The organism is Duganella sp. 3397 (assembly GCF_031456625.1).
GTDB classification, from domain to species: domain Bacteria; phylum Pseudomonadota; class Gammaproteobacteria; order Burkholderiales; family Burkholderiaceae_D; genus Rugamonas; species Rugamonas phyllosphaerae.
On sequence record NZ_JAVDVB010000001.1, the window covers coordinates 204,101 to 220,163 of the forward strand.

Consider the following 16,063-nt stretch of genomic DNA (forward strand, 5'->3'; position numbering starts at 1 on the left):
ACTAAAAATGTTCCAGAAAATCCTCATCGCCAACCGTGGTGAAATCGCCTGCCGCGTCGCCGCCACCGCGCGCCGCCTGGGCATCAAGACCGTCGCCGTTTATTCGGAGGCGGACGCCAACGCCCTGCACGTCGCCAGCTGCGACGAAGCGATCCTGATCGGCCCAGCGCCAGCCAAGGAAAGCTACCTGTGCGGCGACAAGATCATCGCTGCCGCCAAAGAGACCGGCGCGCAGGCGATCCACCCCGGCTATGGCTTCCTGTCCGAGAACGCCGATTTTGCCGAAGCCTGCGAGGCTGCCGGCCTGGTCTTCATCGGCCCACCCGCATCGGCCATGCGCGCCATGGGCTCGAAGTCTGCCGCCAAGACGCTGATGGAACAGGCCAACGTGCCGCTGGTGCCCGGCTACCACGGCGAACAGCAAGACCCCGACTTCCTGCAGGCGCAAGCCGACCGCATCGGCTATCCCGTCCTGCTCAAGGCCTCGGCCGGCGGCGGTGGCAAGGGCATGCGCGTGGTCGAGAGTTCGGCGCAGTTCAAGGATGCCCTGGCCTCGTGCAAGCGCGAAGCGATCAGCTCCTTCGGCGACGACCAGGTGCTGGCCGAAAAATACCTGCAACGCCCGCGCCACATCGAAATCCAGGTGTTTGCCGACACCCACGGCAACTGCATCTATTTGTTCGAGCGCGATTGCTCGGTGCAGCGCCGTCACCAGAAAGTGCTGGAAGAAGCGCCGGCCCCTAACCTGCCGCAGGAACGCCGCGCCGCCATGGGCGAGGCAGCGGTCGCCGCTGCCCGCGCGGTCGGCTACGTGGGCGCCGGCACGGTGGAATTCATCGTCAACCAGGATGGCTCGTTCTACTTCATGGAGATGAACACGCGCCTGCAAGTGGAACACCCGGTCACCGAAATGATCACCGGCACCGACCTGGTGGAGTGGCAGCTGCGCGTGGCCGCCGGCGAAGCGCTGCCGAAAACCCAGGATGAGCTGGCGATCCACGGCCACGCCATCGAAGCGCGCATCTATGCCGAAAACCCCGACAAAGGTTTTCTGCCGTCGATCGGTACCCTGCGCCACCTGGGCACACCGGCCTCGGTGATGTTCGAACTCGGTGGCGACGCCAAGGCGCCGGCGCCGGTACGCATCGATTCGGGCGTACGCGCCGGCGATGCGATATCGCCGTTCTACGACCCCATGATCGCCAAGCTGATCGTGTGGGGCGCCAACCGCCAGCAGGCGCTTGCGCGCATGGTGCAGGCGCTGTCGCAGTACCAGGTGGTGGGCCTGACCACCAACGTCGCCTTCCTCAAGCGCCTGGTGCAAAGCACCGCGTTTGCCACCGCCGATCTCGATACGGGCCTGATCGAGCGCAATCACGACATCCTGTTTACGGCAGCTCCCGAGGCGCCCGCTGCGGCCCTGGCGCTGGCATGCGCCGCGCTGATGGCGTCGGAGCAAGGACAGGCGGCCAGCCAGGGCAACCACCCCGGCGACCCGTGGAGCAGCGCCACCGGCTGGCGCCTGAACCAGCCGTACCTGCGCGCGCTGTCGTTCAGCGACGAATTCGATTACACCGCGCACCTGAGCTATCGCGCCGACGGCTGGCTGTTCAGCACCGGTGCATCCACCTCGGCGCCAGACACGCCGCAGCAGCTGCACCTGACCGCGCACCAGGGCGACGACTACGCCATCCGCCTGGGCGAGCAGACCATCCACGGCGTGGTGCGGCGCGACGGCGACGTGCTGCACGTGTTTACCGGCGGCGCCCACTACCAGCTCACGTACCACGATCCGATGGCCCACGCGGGCGAGGCCGAACTCGACACCGGCCGCCTGACCGCGCCGATGCCGGGCAAGGTCGTGGCAGTACTGGCGGCCAAGGGCCAGCAGGTCAAGCGCGGCGAAGCGCTGGTGATCATGGAGGCGATGAAGATGGAGCACACCATCGCCGCGCCGCACGACGGCGTGATCGACGAGATCCTGTACGGCGTGGGCGACCAGGTGGCCGACGGCGCGCCGCTGCTGGCCTTCAAAACCTAAAAATCCGGGAATACACCATGCGCATACTTCTGCACCGCGCCGACGGCAAGACCGAGCCGTGGCTCAAGGATTTTTCGAAGTACTTGCCCGAGGCGGAATTCGAGATCTGGCACGCCGGCGAAAAAAGCCAGCCGTGCGACTACGCCGTGGTGTGGTCGCCGCCCGAGGCCATGCTGCCCGAGCTGGCCCAGGTAAAGGCCATCTTCAACACCGGCGCCGGGGTCGATGCGCTGCTGCGCTACGGCGACGCGATTCCGCGCGAGATCCCCATCATTCGGCTAGGTGACGCCGGCATGGGCCTGCAGATGGCGGAATACGTCACCCACGCGGTGCTGCGGTACTTCCGCCGCTTCGACGACTACGAGCGCCAGGCGCGCGCCGGCGTGTGGGCCACGCTGCCGCCGTACAACCGCGAAGACTTCGCCATCGGCGTGCTGGGACTCGGTGCGCTGGGCACGCGCGTGATCGAGGCGCTGGCGCCGTTCGGCTTCCCGCTGCGCGGCTGGAGCCGCACCGACAAACGCATGGATGGCGTGCAGTGCTACCACGGCGACGACGGCCTCGACACCTTTTTGCGCGGCAGCCGGGTGCTGGTGTGCATGCTGCCGTTGACGCCGCGCACCAACAACCTGATCGACCGCACCAACCTGGGCAAGCTGCCGGCCGGTGCGTACGTCATCAACGTTGCGCGCGGCGCCCACATCGCCGAGCCGGAACTGCTGGCGATGATCAAGTCGGGCCACATTGCCGCTGCCACGCTCGACGTGTTCCGCAACGAGCCCCTGCCCGCGCAGCATCCGTTCTGGCAGGAGCCGCGCATCACCATCACGCCGCACATTTCGGCGCTCACCCTGCGGCGCGAAAGCGTGCAGCAGATTGCCGACAAAATCCGCCAGTTCGAAAGCGGACAACCGGTCGCCGATATCGTCGACCGCAACCTGGGATACTGATATGGCCAACCTGCCAAAGCAAGTGAAAATCGTCGAAGTGGGACCACGCGACGGCCTGCAAAACGAAAAGGAAAGCGTCCCGGCCGAGATCAAGACGGAACTGGTCAACCGCCTGTCGGGCGCCGGATTCCGCAACATCGAAGCCGCTGCGTTCGTGTCGCCCAAGTGGGTGCCGCAAATGGCCACCAGCGCCGACGTGATGGCCGCCATCGCGCGCCGGCCCGGCACCATCTATTCCGCGCTCACGCCCAATATGCAGGGCTTTGACGCGGCGCTGGCCGCGCGCGCCGACGAGGTGGTGATCTTCGGCTCGGCGTCCGAGGCATTCTCGCAAAAGAACATCAACTGCTCGATCGCCGAATCGATCGCCCGCTTCGAGGGCGTGGCGCAGGCGGCCAAAGAACACGGCCTGCGCCTGCGCGGCAGCATCAGCTGCGCCTTCGGCTGCCCGTACCAGGGCGACGTCTCGCCCGAGTCGGTGGCCGACGTGGTGCGCCGCATGCGCGACCTGGGCTGCGACGAAATCGACATCGCCGACACCATCGGCGTGGCCACCGCGCGCCAGACGCAGACGGTGATGGAGCGCGCCGCGCGCGAATTCCAGATCGACGCGCTGGCCGGCCACTTCCACGACACCTACGGCCAGGCGCTGGCCAACATCTACGCCAGCCTGGAAGTGGGCATTTCGATCTACCACTCGTCGGTGGCCGGCCTGGGCGGCTGCCCGTACGCCAAGGGCGCCACCGGCAACATCGCCACCGAGGACGTGCTGTACCTGATGCAAGGCCTGGGCATCGAGACCGGCATCGACCTCGATATCGTGGTCGATGCCGGCCAGTTCATTTCGCAGTTCCTGGGCCGCAAGAGCGCGAGCCGCGCGGGCAATGCGCTGGCGGCAAAACGCACCAGCTAAGCCCGTTAGTATCCTTACCGGCCCGGCTCGCCGGGCTATCCAAAACAACCCACGCCGAATCGCTGCCACAATGGAAAAATCCCGCCTGACGTTGCCGTCAGGCGGGATTTTAAATTTTGGTCGGAGTACAAGGATTCGAACCTTGGACCCCCTGGTCCCAAACCAGGTGCGCTACCGGGCTGCGCTACACTCCGAAGAAGCAAGATAATACAAGCTGCCGCATTCTCCGTCAAGGGCGTCATAAATATTTATGCCATTTCCGGCGCAAACCGCTGGAACTTACATAAAATGCATGCACCCCAACCAAGGACCGGCCATGAGCGCAGCGTTATCGACGGAATCAATGCGGCGCCCCGGCATCGTGCCGGGCATTCTGATTTCGCTGGCGCTGCACGCGGCGCTGATCTTGGGCTACCGCCTGGCCGCCCCCAAGCTGCCGCCGGAGCCGCCGCCTAACCGGACCATGACGGTGTGGCTGCAACCATTCAAGCCGCCGGTGGCAAAAGTCGAACCGGCCAAACCTGCGACCACGCCATCGACAAGAGCTCCAGGTTCGCCCCGGTCGCGTGAGCGGACCGCCGTGGCGCGGGCCGAGGCGACGCCAAAGCAGCCAGCGCCAGCGGCTGACCACAGCACCGGCAGCACCAGCGCCAGCGCCAGCGCGACGGCCACGACGGCCACCACTGCCGCCGCTGCCGGGGCAATCACGGCGCCGGCCGCGTCCTACGATCCGCTGCGCGAACCAGCCGCCGCCACCTTCGACATGGAGGCGGCGCGCCGGGCCGCACGTCGCGTAGCCACCGAAAAAGACACCACCCGCCCCGACTCGCTGGCCAAGCGCCTCGACGACCATCCGCTGTACCCGGAAGACCATGAAACCCGGCTGCAAAAAGGCATTGCCGGCGCCAAGCGCGGCGACTGCCGTAACACGCCCGGTGGCTTGCTGGCGCCGCTGGTGTGGCTGCTCGATAAGAAGGACAGCGGCTGCAAGTGGTAGCCGCCGCTGCCGCCGCTGTTATTCTTCCTGCTTGAGCTGCAAGGCCCGGTCATACAGCGCATTCTTCTTGCGGCCGGTAATCTGCGCCGCCAGGGAAGCCGCCTGCTTGACCGAACACTCGGTCAGCAAAATTTTCAGGATGCGTTCGGCATCGGCATCGCTCTCGCGGTCCTGCGCGGGCGCGCCGGCCAGCAGCACCACGAACTCGCCTTTTTCGCGGTGGGCGTCGGCGCGGATCCAGGCCTCGGCCTCGGATAGCGGGCAGCGGTGGATTTCCTCGAACATCTTGGTCAGCTCACGCGCGAACACGACCTCGCGCTCCGGCTCGAACACGGCTGCCAGCGCAGTGGCGCAGTCGAGAATGCGGTGCGGCGCTTCGTAGAAGACCATGGTGGCGGTCACCGTGCGCAAGGTCGACAGGAAGTTTTCACGCTGCCTGGCCTTGGCTGGCAAAAAGCCCACGAAATAAAACTGGTCGTTGACCAGGCCGCTGGCCGACAGCGCCGTTACCGCCGCCGACGCACCGGGCAGCGGCAGCACGCGCAGGCCGGCCGCGCGCACGGCTTCGACGATGCGTGCGCCAGGGTCGGAAACGGCCGGGGTGCCGGCGTCGGACACCAGCGCGATGCGCTCGCCAGCCTGCAGACGGGCGATCAGCGTTTCGGCCACTTCGCGCTCGTTGTGCTGGTGGGCGGCGATCAGCGGGCGGTGCAGGCCGAAGCGTGTCATCAGTTGCGCGGTGTTGCGGGTATCCTCGCACGCGACCGCATCGACCAGGCTTAAAACGTGCAAAGCGCGCACACTGATGTCGGCGACATTACCGATGGGGGTCGCCACGACGTACAAGGTTGCGCTAGGATAGGTCTGGTGCGCTGTTTCTTCCAAGACAGGAAGGGCGGAAATGGCGCGGGGTGTGTGTTCAGACATATCGTGGTCAGTGATTGTAATTAGGGGGCAAGATGAAAAAAATGAGGTTGTGCGCGGCAGTGGCCGCAGTGGCGGCGCTGGCGCTGATGAGCGGGTGCGGCTCGTCCGTGCCTATCATTATAAGCCCGCCGCCGGCCCCCGCTCCCGTGCCGTTGCCGCCACCGCCGCCGGAGCCGCCACCGCCAGCCGCGGAAGTGTTCGCCATCGACATGCCCGGTGCGGCCGCCGAACCCACGCGCGCGCCGGAGACCGACCAGCTGCGCGCCGAAAACGCCACCGGCTACCGGCCGGCCAGCGAGGCGGCCCGGCCGTCCAGTGCGCCGGTGCGCATGGGCCTGATTTTGCCGTTGCGCTCGGAAACCCTGGGCGCCGCCGCCGACGCGCTGCGCGCCGGCTTCATGGCCGCCTGGGAGCGCGACCGCGACAACATCACCGTCACCGTGGTGGAAACCGGCGACGCGGCGCAGGACATCCTGGCCAGCTACGCCCAGACGCTGGAAGGCGTGGACCTGGTCGTCGGCCCGTTGGCGCGCTCGGCGGTCACCGCCGTGGCGACCAGCCCGCTGGTCACCAAGCCCACCATCGCCCTCAACCACCCGGAAGGTTACGGCACACCCAACGCTATTCCTCTGCCACAGCAAATGCTGGCCATGGGCCTGTCGATCGAGGAAGAGGCGCGCCAGGTGGCGCAATGGGCGGCGGCCGAGCAACCGGGCGCCAGCGCCATGATCATCACCACCAGCACGCCGTGGCAGCGCCGCATTGCGGGCGCGTTTGCCGCCCACTGGCAGCAACTGGGCCAGCAGGTGCGCATGGTGGAACTGAGCGCACCGAATAATTACCTGAGCGACCCGGACCTGGTGCAACTGCGCGCACGCCTGCAGCAGGACCCGCCGGGCCTGCTGTTCTCGGCCATGGGCGCCGACCAGACCCGCCAGCTGCGCGGAGCGCTCAACAGCGGCCTGGTACATGAAGCGGACGAGCCGGCGATCAGCACCGCCGCCGGCTTGCCGGCAGCACCGGCGGCGCCAGCCGCGCCCACCGGCTTTGCCGCCCTGCCGCTGTACGGCACCTCGGCGCTGAACGCCGGTGGCGGCATGAATTCGCCGACCAATGAACTCGATGGCGTGCGCCTGCTCGACCTGCCATGGCAGGTGCAGCGCGACCATCCGGCGGTGATGGTGTACCCGCACCCGGTACAGGCCGGCACGGCTGACATGGAACGGCTGTACGCGCTGGGCATTGACGCCTACCGCGTGGCGCGGGAAGTGAGCCGCCAGCCGGCTGGCCGCTTCCAGCTCGATGGCGTGACCGGGCGCCTGACGGTGGACTTCGGCCAGGGTGCGGCCCGCTTCGAGCGGGTGGAGCAGCCGGCCGTGTTCAAGAACGGCGTGCCGCAGGCCGTGCAACAGTAACCATCCCATGGCGCCGTCCCGCGCGCCGAGCGGACGGCGCACCGCGCAACAGCAACTGGGCCAGCAGGGCGAGGACCGGGCGCTGGCCTACCTGCTGGCACAGGGCCTGGTGCTGGTCGAGCGCAATTTTCGCTGCAAGGCCGGCGAGATCGACCTGATCATGCGCCACGGCGCCCACCTGGTGTTCGTGGAAGTGCGGCGCCGCGCAGCCAGCGGCTTCGGCGGCGCAGCTGCCAGCGTCACCCACGCCAAGCAGCGGCGGCTGGTCCACGCGGCCCAGTGCTACCTGCTGCGCCACCGCGCGCCCCCGCCCTGCCGCTTCGACCTGGTGGCGCTTGACGGCGATCAACTGGAATGGCTGCGCAATATCATTACCCTATGAAACGAGTTGTAAGCATTTTTAACAGCACTTGTCCGGGGTTCTCGATGACTGCACTATAATCAGCACACTATGACAAATCAACGCATCCTGGCGCACTTCCACGAAAGTGCCGAACTGAAGATCCAATCGGCCACTGTGCTGGCGCCCCATATCGCCCAAGCCATCGAGATGATGTTTGCGGCATTGTCTAATGGCAATAAGATTTTGGTGTGCGGCAACGGCGGCTCGGCTGCCGACGCCCAGCATTTCGCTGCAGAACTGGTGGGGCGCTTCGAACGCGAACGCTTCCCGCTGCCGGCCATTTCGCTCACCACCGACACGTCGATCCTGACGGCCGTGGCCAACGACTACAGCTACCGCGAAATCTTTTCCAAGCAGGTACAGGCGTTCGGCCAGGCCGGCGACATCCTGCTGGCGTTTTCCACGTCCGGCAACTCGGGCAACGTGGTGGCTGCGATCGAAGCGGCGCTCGAGCGCGAAATGCGCGTGGTCGCCATGACCGGCAAGGGCGGCGGCGAGATCGGCAAGATGCTGACCGACGCCGACGTCCATATCTGCGTCCCCGCCGACCGTACCGCCCGCATCCAGGAAGTACACCTGGTCTGCATCCACAGTATTTGCGACGGCATCGACGTCGCCCTATTCGGAGGAGATGTGAATGAGTAATTCCCGCACCATCTGGACCAACATGAAGCGCCCGCTTGCCATGAGCGTGCTGTGCCTGGCTACCGCCGCGACCCTGTCAGGTTGCGTGGCGCTGGTTGCCGGCGGCGCCATCACCGGCACCCTGGCCGCCTCCGACCGCCGCACCTTCGGTGCGCAAACCGAGGATACGTCGATCCAGCTCAAGGGTGCGAACAAGCTGCGCAATGTGCTTGGCAGCGACGCCCACGTCAACATCAACAGCTTCAACCGCCGCGTGCTGCTGTCGGGCGAAGTACCGGACGATGCCGCCAAGGCCACCGCAGAACGCGAAATGGCAGCTGTCGAAGGCGTGCTGTCGGTCATCAACGAGCTGGAAGTATCTGGCCCTGCCAGCTACACCTCGCGCTCGAACGACACCATCATCACCGGCAAGGTCAAGGCCAGCCTGGTGGACGCCAAGGATATCTCGGCCAACTCGTACCAGGTGGTGACCGAGCGTGGCGTGGTGTACCTGATGGGCCGCGTGACCCAGCGCGAAGGTCAAATCGGCGCCGACGTCGCCCGTGGCGTTTCGGGCGTGAGCAAGGTCGTCAAGGTGTTCGAATACATCACCGACGACGAGTGGAAGTCGTACCAGCCCAAGCCTAGCGGTTCGGCGCAGTAATGCCATGAGCACGACCACCTCCACTGTCGCCTCGCCGGAATCCTCGCGCGCCTGGGTCAAGCCGGTGATCGCCGCCGTGGCGCTGGCCGTGATCGGCGCGGTGGCGTACGTCACGCTCAGCAAGCGCCCGGTGGCGCCCGAGGTCACGTTCGTCACCATCAAGGGCGAGAAGATCGCGCCTGCCGACTTGCGCGGCAAGGTGGTAATGGTCAACTTCTGGGCTACCTCGTGCACTACCTGCGTGGCCGAAATGCCGCAAATGGTGGAGACCTATAACAAGTTCAAGGACGACGGCCTGGAATTCGTGGCCGTGGCCATGAGCTACGACCCGCCCAACTACGTGGTCAACTACGCCGATACGCGCAAGCTGCCCTTCAAGGTGGCGCTCGACACCGACGGCTCGGCCGCCAAGGCCTACGGCGACGTGGCCATGACCCCCACCACCTTTGTCATCGCCAAGGATGGCAAGATCCTCAAAAAGTACGTGGGGCAGCCCGATTTCCCGGCGCTGCACAAGTTACTGGCAACGTCACTTAAAAGCTAAAATCCGGTCTGCACCGACAGGTACAGGCCGCGCTGGGTCTTCGGATTGAACACCGTGATCTTGCCCAGGTTAGCATACGCCGCCGTCACCGACACATTCTTGGTCGGGAACCACGCCACGAACACATCGTAATAAGCCTTCTCGGGATCGACGCCGAGGTTGTGCGGCTTGCGCCGGTACTCCGCGCCCACTGCCAGGTGGCGGTTGACCAGGTAGGCGGCCGATACCTCAGGCATGAGCTTGCGGCTGTCGCCCTGGTCGCCGCCGAATCCCAGCAGGCCCATCTGGTTGGCCTTGGTGGCGCGCAAGGTGAGGTTGAGCAGCAGGCTTTGTTCGAGCAGCAGCTTGGTGGCCGCCACGTAGTAATCGTAGCCGCTGTCGTCTTTCGCGCCCAGCTCGATGACACTGGTGACGCCCAGCGCACCGAGCCCCTTCACCCCCTTGTTGTCCTTGAACATCGCGCCCACGGCAATCTGCGGCAGCCAGCTGTCCTGCTCGTACACGGCATCACCCGCCAGCTTGACCTTGATGCCGAGGATGTCCTGCTTGAGGTTGAGGTTGTCGAGCGGCGCCAGGCTGCCCTTGAACGACTGGCTGGCCACCGACAATTCCACGCGGTCGGCCAAGCCGATCGCCACGCCGTAGGTGTCGAGCTTGTAGTCCTGGGTGCTGATATAGGTGTAATGGGCGTTGGCGCCCCAGCTGTCGCGGGTACCGTAGCCGGTGATCAGCGCCCACGGCACGATGCCGCCGCCGCCGGCGCCTTCCACCTGGATCACGCCGCCGGTGGCCAGCAGCTTGCCCATGTCGGGCGCAGCCTGGGATTGGGCGGCGGCGCTGCCGGCGGCCAATCCCAGGATGGACAGGGCAAGCGCTGTCCGGGAGATTGAAAATGTCATGGCGATGCTCCTGGCGGCTGCTTACTTGGTGACAATGGCGCGCTGCATGGGCGCCAGCTTGGCCACCAGCTTGTTGGCGACGCTGTTGGGGACGTTGTGGCGTTCCATGGCGATTTGCAGGTCTTCGGTCAGCGCGTTGAACATGGCGTTGGTAATCTTGAGATCCTGGTGCACGGTGGTCATGTCGCGCACGGTGCCCACGCCGTCCATGGTCTTGTCGCGGTATTTGCCGGTGTACCTGCACGGTCCGCCGGCGAACTCGCAAATCTGCTCCTGCAGCCGCACGTTTAGCTGCTCCATGTCGAAGTCGGCGAAGTTGTCCTTGATGCGCGGATCGGCCAGTACCAGCGGAATAAAGGTCTCGACGATGTTCTTGATGCCTTGCTTGCCGCCGAGCCCCTGGTACACGGTGTCGTCGGTATAAGGCGTTTGCGCCACGACCAGCGAGGACGACAGCAGCAAGCCGGTCATCACGGTGGCCACACGGGAAAGTAGTTGCATGTCGGTTCCTCAACAGGGCAATAGGGAATGTCCCCCCGACAATTTATCAGCTTATGCGTGGCAATCTGGCATTTGTTTGCTGGGGAACAATACTTTCGACTTGCCAGTTGTGGCGTTGCATCCACTTCCGTGTGCGTGCGGTCATGCCCAGCGGATCGGCTCCTTGCCGTGGGCAGCGAGGTAATCGTTGGTGCGCGAGAATGGCTTGCTGCCGAAGAAGCCCTTGCGGGCCGAGAATGGCGACGGGTGCGGCGAGGTAAGCACTAGGTGCTTGCCGGTATCGATCAGGGCGCGCTTGGCGATCGCGTAACTGCCCCACAGGATGAACACCAGCCCGTCGCGCTGGTCGGACAACCGGGCTATGGCGCTGTCGGTAAAGGTTTCCCAGCCCTTGTTGGCATGCGAGCCGGCCTGGCGTGCACGCACGGTCAGCACGCTGTTGAGCAGGAACACGCCCTGCTCGGCCCAGTCGGTCAGGTCGGTGTGACGTCGCTCAACGCCGACATCGTCGCGCAGTTCCTGGAAGATGTTTTGCAGGCTGGGCTGGGGACGATTACCGTCGGGGACTGAAAAGCAGAAACCCATGGCGGCGCCGGGCGTGTGATACGGATCCTGCCCCAGGATCACCACTTTGACGTCATCGAACGGCGTCAGGTCGAAGGCCCGAAAAATATCCTTGCCGGCCGGGCAGCAAGGACCGGCGGCGTACTCGTCCTTCACGAACTCGGTGAGGGCTTGCCAGTACGGTTGCTCGAACTGGTCTTGCAGGTGGGCTTTCCATGAGGGTTCGATGCGGACGGTCATGAAAGCCGCCTTACCTTCACAATCAGGCGTTGACTGCCGCTGTGAACATTCAGTAGTTCGTGCGACAAATTGACCGCTTTCACGACATTTCATTCAGAAGTTTGTGAGACAAAAATTAGAAGTTGGCGAGACAATTTTCTGTTGAAATCTAGTAGCCGCAACCAATTGTTGGCAGACAAGCAATTTTAGCTACTAGTCTCTTCTGCTATCATCACTCTGTATTTTTACTATTGTCTAGCACACTAGCTTGGTTGTCAGAATCTTCATTGTGCGAAGTTTGCTCTGCCTTATGCGTAGTGAGCTCAGACGTTCCTCTGAAGGCATCGCCTTTTTGAGAACGCGCCATCGCTATCTCAACTATCCTGTCTATGACACGCTCAGGGTCTTTCCATTTCATAACGAGCTTGCCAGTGTCCATACCAAATTCGGCGACGATGTCGAGTAGCTGAGTCAAGCTTAAAGGGGACAACATGTGCCTTAAATGCTCCTCCCCGGTACGCGCAACTTGCACTGGATCCAAAACTGCTTCAGCTCGGCGATTGGCGGCACGTCTAGGGCCAACGCCGCCCATGGCAGGACGCCCGAGCTCCCCAATCTTTTCCTTAGGCGAAGTCACTTTGGACAAGTTTAGAGCGTCTTCCAATTTGTGTGCAAATTCTGGATTTCGCTCCGCCTCTGCCAATACTTCCCGCATAAAGCTGGACAGAATACGTTTAATCGTCACAGATCCCCCTCAAGATCACTCCAGATCTCATTTGCTAGTTCGATGAAGGTTTGACTCAGTTCTGCCCCATATTTTTGTTTAAAGGTACGCTTTGCAGGGGTAAATTCTGCCGCGCCCGATACATTATTGGTCTGTCGAATTCGCGTCTCATACACAACTGGAAGTTTTTCATCTTTTTCCAGCTGCCTGAGAACGTTATTATGCACGGTAGAATTAACTTGGTATTTCGTTATTATAATACCCATCGGATCAATTCTTTCGTCAATTGCTTTCGCGAACTCATGTACACGTGTGACAATTTGTGGAATACCGTAAGTTGAAAGGTGGTCAGGTATGGTTGGAATGATATATCCGTCAGAGATTCTTAATCCATTAAGAGTGATAATTCCTAAGTTCGGCGGACAGTCGATAATGACGATATCATAGTCATCTAGTGAATTCTTCACCGCGCGAGATAATAAATCAATTGGATTAACTGCAAAATATTTCCCCGATGGAATCGTCGCCAATCTATCTTGGACGTCAATCAAGTCTAAGCTTGATGGTAACAAATCAATAGTTCTGGCATCCGACACGTCACTTACTCGTTTTTGGAGAGTGGCTTCCAAATCAAACTCATCAGTATCGTCGGGCTCTACCGCATGTTTGAATAACGTTGCAAGTGTTTTCCCCTCGGTATTCAAAGCAAACCACTTCTTTTCACCCAACATCATAATTGTGGCATTCGTCTGCGGGTCTAAATCAATAACAAGTACCTTTTTGCCCAGCGCAGATGAAAATGCTTCAGCTAACGCCACAGAAGTAGTTGTTTTGGCAACCCCGCCTTTGAAATTAATGGTAGAAATGATATGTGTCATGCTAGCCTTTCGTCGGTTTTGCCTCAGCCAGGATCTGATCTGAGAACGTCTAAAAATAGGACCTGAAGCAAGGTCTGTTATGGGCATAGGAAAGCCTGGCAACCTAGCTCGCCAGTTTGCTACAGCCTGGCGAGACACGCCTGCCATTTCTGCGATCTCGTTTATGCCTACTAGGTCATCTGCATTAGAATTTTTCATATTTTTGTGAACATCATTCACACTCGTAGTGTACAACGTACACAGACGAAGTCAAGCTCAATCTGCGATTCCAGTGGGATCCAGTCTAGCTGATAAGAACAGCCATCGACATGCTCATCTTAGGCTCTCCGCAGAGGACGAGATCGTGTTCGTGGCGGACGAATACTTGGGGCGGAAAGCAGGCCAGTGAACGCCTCTCAATGGTTGTTGACAGCTTAGAGTTCCAACGTGCAATATTCTGGAAAATCTGCTCGGCAAGATGGAGTTTCTTCATGCCGGGGCATCTAATTAATCCCTCTCCGTTGGAGCTCAATTGCAACATCTACATACTTTCGAAACGGAAGAAGAGGCTGAAGATGCTCTACTAAAGTTAGTGGGGCAGAAGCGACTGGCTAGTGATCGAGATGGCACTGAAGTCATCTACAAATTGTTTGGCGAGTTAACGTGGAGAAATCTCTACGCATTGGGCTTGCATAATCTTCCTGAGTTGAAAAGTATTCTATCGCAGCGTGACTCTAAAGATGCCTATGATAAAAACCGACACCTCGAAATTATCGCCGCACTCGAAAACATTTCACGCGTGCTCGGACTGACGATTCCTGCGCATTGGCGATGAAGACTGTGGAGTTGGGACATTATCTTCTAAATATCCATCATGGCGCAGACGGCGATTAACTCGTGGTATGGTTGATACGTTACGATGATCGCAAGAAAGCAACATATTCAAGTACCTATAGTTTCTTCTCACGTATGCATTCGCTTGCGTCAAAAAAATTAATTTTAATATTTAGATTGGTAGCAACGGCTGCAACTACATCAAGAATAGGATAGACGATGAGAAATTGGGACGATTTTATTGCAATTGAGGCTGGCAAAATATGTAATATATCTGAGGCTGAATTTACAGATTTACTCAAGCAAAATGCTGCCACTTCGAAACTTCTCGGAGCATCACTTGATCTAATGCTGAATAACTTGAGCACTCCAGAACTTCGGAATGGGATAACACATCAAGTAGTGCGAAATGATCCTGTGCAACGGGAGTGGGAGGCAACTTTTTCTGCCGTGAACATGGTTGGCCCGGTCATTATCTCTTTAGCTATGCAAGGATTTTATGCGGCGGCTATCTGTTTACTTCGTCATGAACTCGAAGGTGTGGCTCAACTAAAGCACATTCTAGACGGACGCCGGAGTAAAAAATATGCGCCAAGCATTTCTCATTTGGAAGAAAGAATGCGTAAGTGGTATCCGGCGCTGAGCGAAAGCGCTCATCTCTCAAGTGATTTTGCAGCATCAATGCAAGCGCCACTTTTGGGGAACCCGGATAATTTGGCCCTCCTACCCCATGGCAACAGTATGCTGCCGGTGTACAATAAAAAAATTGCAGAAGAGGTGATTGGTATTCATATTGAAATTCGAAAAGAATTGATAAAACGTGTTGACGAACACCTCGAAAGAATTGGAATAAAAATTCCTGATGCTGGTGCTGGAACTGTCATTACGAATTAAGACATCGCTGGACAGAATCAATGAGGAAGGGTTCGGATCAGCACCGAGGACTCTTCCGGATCGATCTCTCGATATCAAATTTTGTAGCGCAGTTCGAGGAAGAGCTGCTGGTACCGGCGCGCTTCACTGTTAGTTTGCGTTAGATACTGACCCGTTATTTGCATTGAATTCTGACCCGCTCTTCGATTTACAGCCTGGTGGTTATGCGGGTGCTAGATTGGGCTTAGCCTCCTTTCCGATATGCTGGGTTGAACTATTCTTGAATCGATAGCTGTCGTTGCCAGTCTCGATGATGTGGCAATGATGAGTGAGGCGATCGAGAAGCGCTGTCGTCATCTTGGCATCGCCAAACACGGATCCCCATTCTGAGAAGCCCAAGTTAGTCGTGATGACCAAACTCGTTTTCTCATAGAGTTTGCTAATCAAGTGGAAGAGTAGCGCCCCGCCATTCTGACTGAATGGAAGATAGCCGAGCTCGTCCAGGATAACCAGGTCGGTGTAGAGCAGCCTCATCGCGAGATGTCCTGCCTTGCCTTGCTGCTTCTCCAGTTCAAGCATATTGACCACCTCCACCTTCGAGAAATAGCGAACCCGGCAATTGTGCTGCTCGATCGCTTGGGTGCCGATCGCGGTTGCTAAGTGAGTTTTTCCCGTTCCTGGGCCCCCCACCAACACGACGTTGGTGGCCGACTTCAGGAAGTCGCAGCGATGCAGTTGCCTGGCCAAAGTCTCATCTACCTCGCTGCACGAGAAGTCGAAGCCGTTCAAGTCCCTGTATGCGGGGAACTTGGCGACTTTCATTTGATAAGCGAGGGAGCGGACCTCGCGTTCGGCGGTCTCCGCTTTGAGGAGGCCAGCCAGCACCGGCAACGCCGCCTGATAGGCTGGCGAGTCTTGACCGGCGAGGTCCTCCAAGGCTTGCGCCATGCCCCACAGTTTCAGGGACTTGAACATGTCCTGCATCGCTTCATGCTGCATTCAAAATGCTCCTATTTCTAAGTTTATCGTAGCGCCCCACGTCGGCCTGCGGCTCGACTTTAAGGCTGAGGGCTTGCGGCGCGTCAATACGGGGCGGAGGCGTCCCTTCGAGCGT

At 60.5% G+C, this 16,063-nt stretch carries 18 protein-coding genes and 1 tRNA gene; 11 read left to right on the forward strand and 8 right to left on the reverse strand.

All coding sequences use genetic code 11. The annotated features are described in order from the left end of the window. Positions 1 to 7: 7 nt before the first annotated feature. From J2X54_RS00865 to J2X54_RS00875, 3 genes are read left to right on the forward strand one after another with little or no spacing between them, the layout of a single operon-like run. The gene (locus J2X54_RS00865; protein WP_310176710.1) at positions 8 to 2,041 is read left to right on the forward strand and encodes an acetyl/propionyl/methylcrotonyl-CoA carboxylase subunit alpha; all 2,034 of its coding nucleotides are present in this window, start codon (positions 8 to 10) and stop codon (positions 2,039 to 2,041) included. Between the two features lie 17 nt (positions 2,042 to 2,058). Continuing rightward, complete coding sequence (locus tag J2X54_RS00870; protein ID WP_310176712.1) at positions 2,059 to 2,991, forward strand: glyoxylate/hydroxypyruvate reductase A; 933 nt, start codon at positions 2,059 to 2,061, stop codon at positions 2,989 to 2,991. Position 2,992: 1 nt separating this feature from the next. Continuing rightward, complete coding sequence (locus J2X54_RS00875) at positions 2,993 to 3,904, forward strand: hydroxymethylglutaryl-CoA lyase (RefSeq protein WP_310176714.1); 912 nt, start codon at positions 2,993 to 2,995, stop codon at positions 3,902 to 3,904. A 117-nt stretch (positions 3,905 to 4,021) separates the two neighbouring features. Here the strand turns inward: J2X54_RS00875 and J2X54_RS00880 are convergent. Continuing rightward, positions 4,022 to 4,098: transfer RNA gene (locus J2X54_RS00880), tRNA-Pro, on the reverse strand. 122 nt (positions 4,099 to 4,220) lie between these two features. Between J2X54_RS00880 and J2X54_RS00885 the strand changes: the two genes are divergently transcribed. Next, on the forward strand, positions 4,221 to 4,901 hold the full coding sequence (locus J2X54_RS00885; protein ID WP_310176717.1) for a hypothetical protein: 681 nt from the start codon (positions 4,221 to 4,223) through the stop codon (positions 4,899 to 4,901). Between the two features lie 18 nt (positions 4,902 to 4,919). Here the strand turns inward: J2X54_RS00885 and rsmI are convergent, their stop codons facing one another. Next, positions 4,920 to 5,828 carry a 16S rRNA (cytidine(1402)-2'-O)-methyltransferase gene (gene rsmI / locus J2X54_RS00890; protein ID WP_310176718.1) on the reverse strand — a complete coding sequence of 303 codons (909 nt, stop codon included), beginning with the start codon at positions 5,826 to 5,828 and terminating at the stop codon, positions 4,920 to 4,922. A 32-nt stretch (positions 5,829 to 5,860) separates the two neighbouring features. On the opposite strand from rsmI, the gene J2X54_RS00895 reads away from it, so the two are divergent. From J2X54_RS00895 to J2X54_RS00915, 5 genes are all read left to right on the forward strand, one after another. Next, positions 5,861 to 7,243, forward strand: coding sequence for a penicillin-binding protein activator (locus J2X54_RS00895; protein ID WP_310176721.1), 1,383 nt, complete (start codon positions 5,861 to 5,863; stop codon positions 7,241 to 7,243). 7 nt (positions 7,244 to 7,250) lie between these two features. Next, a complete protein-coding gene (locus J2X54_RS00900; RefSeq protein WP_310176723.1) occupies positions 7,251 to 7,625 on the forward strand; it encodes a YraN family protein in 375 nt (124 codons plus the stop codon). Between the two features lie 69 nt (positions 7,626 to 7,694). Then, the gene (locus J2X54_RS00905; protein WP_070247639.1) at positions 7,695 to 8,291 is read left to right on the forward strand and encodes a phosphoheptose isomerase; all 597 of its coding nucleotides are present in this window, start codon (positions 7,695 to 7,697) and stop codon (positions 8,289 to 8,291) included. After that, positions 8,284 to 8,934 (forward strand): BON domain-containing protein, encoded by a 651-nt coding sequence (locus tag J2X54_RS00910; protein ID WP_070247640.1) that lies wholly within the window; start codon positions 8,284 to 8,286, stop codon positions 8,932 to 8,934. Before J2X54_RS00905 ends, J2X54_RS00910 begins: the two co-directional genes overlap by 8 nt. A 4-nt stretch (positions 8,935 to 8,938) precedes the next feature. Then, a complete protein-coding gene (locus J2X54_RS00915; protein ID WP_070247641.1) occupies positions 8,939 to 9,478 on the forward strand; it encodes a peroxiredoxin in 540 nt (179 codons plus the stop codon). On the opposite strand, the gene J2X54_RS00920 is transcribed toward J2X54_RS00915, so the two are convergent. The 5 genes from J2X54_RS00920 to J2X54_RS00940 all read right to left on the reverse strand — a co-directional run bounded on the left by J2X54_RS00920 (position 9,475) and on the right by J2X54_RS00940 (position 13,263). Then, the gene (locus J2X54_RS00920; RefSeq protein ID WP_310176731.1) at positions 9,475 to 10,377 is read right to left on the reverse strand and encodes a DUF3034 family protein; all 903 of its coding nucleotides are present in this window, start codon (positions 10,375 to 10,377) and stop codon (positions 9,475 to 9,477) included. The genes J2X54_RS00915 and J2X54_RS00920 overlap by 4 nt on opposite strands. Before the next feature lie 21 nt (positions 10,378 to 10,398). Beyond that, the gene (locus tag J2X54_RS00925; RefSeq protein ID WP_310176734.1) at positions 10,399 to 10,878 is read right to left on the reverse strand and encodes a group 1 truncated hemoglobin; all 480 of its coding nucleotides are present in this window, start codon (positions 10,876 to 10,878) and stop codon (positions 10,399 to 10,401) included. A gap of 141 nt (positions 10,879 to 11,019) precedes the next feature. Beyond that, a complete protein-coding gene (locus J2X54_RS00930; protein WP_310176735.1) occupies positions 11,020 to 11,682 on the reverse strand; it encodes a uracil-DNA glycosylase in 663 nt (220 codons plus the stop codon). Between the two features lie 211 nt (positions 11,683 to 11,893). Beyond that, positions 11,894 to 12,406 carry a hypothetical protein gene (locus tag J2X54_RS00935; protein WP_310176737.1) on the reverse strand — a complete coding sequence of 171 codons (513 nt, stop codon included), beginning with the start codon at positions 12,404 to 12,406 and terminating at the stop codon, positions 11,894 to 11,896. Next, positions 12,403 to 13,263: an AAA family ATPase gene (locus tag J2X54_RS00940; protein ID WP_310176739.1), complete on the reverse strand. Its 861-nt coding sequence runs from the start codon at positions 13,261 to 13,263 to the stop codon at positions 12,403 to 12,405. Before J2X54_RS00940 ends, J2X54_RS00935 begins: the two co-directional genes overlap by 4 nt. Positions 13,264 to 13,774: 511 nt before the next feature. Between J2X54_RS00940 and J2X54_RS00945 the strand changes: the two genes are divergently transcribed. Together J2X54_RS00945 and J2X54_RS00950 are read left to right on the forward strand one after the other, a co-directional pair. Beyond that, positions 13,775 to 14,077 carry a hypothetical protein gene (locus J2X54_RS00945; RefSeq protein WP_310176741.1) on the forward strand — a complete coding sequence of 101 codons (303 nt, stop codon included), beginning with the start codon at positions 13,775 to 13,777 and terminating at the stop codon, positions 14,075 to 14,077. A 218-nt stretch (positions 14,078 to 14,295) separates the two neighbouring features. Beyond that, the gene (locus J2X54_RS00950; protein WP_310176744.1) at positions 14,296 to 14,970 is read left to right on the forward strand and encodes a hypothetical protein; all 675 of its coding nucleotides are present in this window, start codon (positions 14,296 to 14,298) and stop codon (positions 14,968 to 14,970) included. Positions 14,971 to 15,171: 201 nt separating this feature from the next. Here J2X54_RS00950 and istB read toward each other — a convergent pair whose 3' ends face one another. Beyond that, on the reverse strand, positions 15,172 to 15,948 hold the full coding sequence (gene istB, locus J2X54_RS00955; RefSeq protein WP_310176747.1) for an IS21-like element helper ATPase IstB: 777 nt from the start codon (positions 15,946 to 15,948) through the stop codon (positions 15,172 to 15,174). Positions 15,949 to 16,063 lie beyond the last annotated feature (115 nt).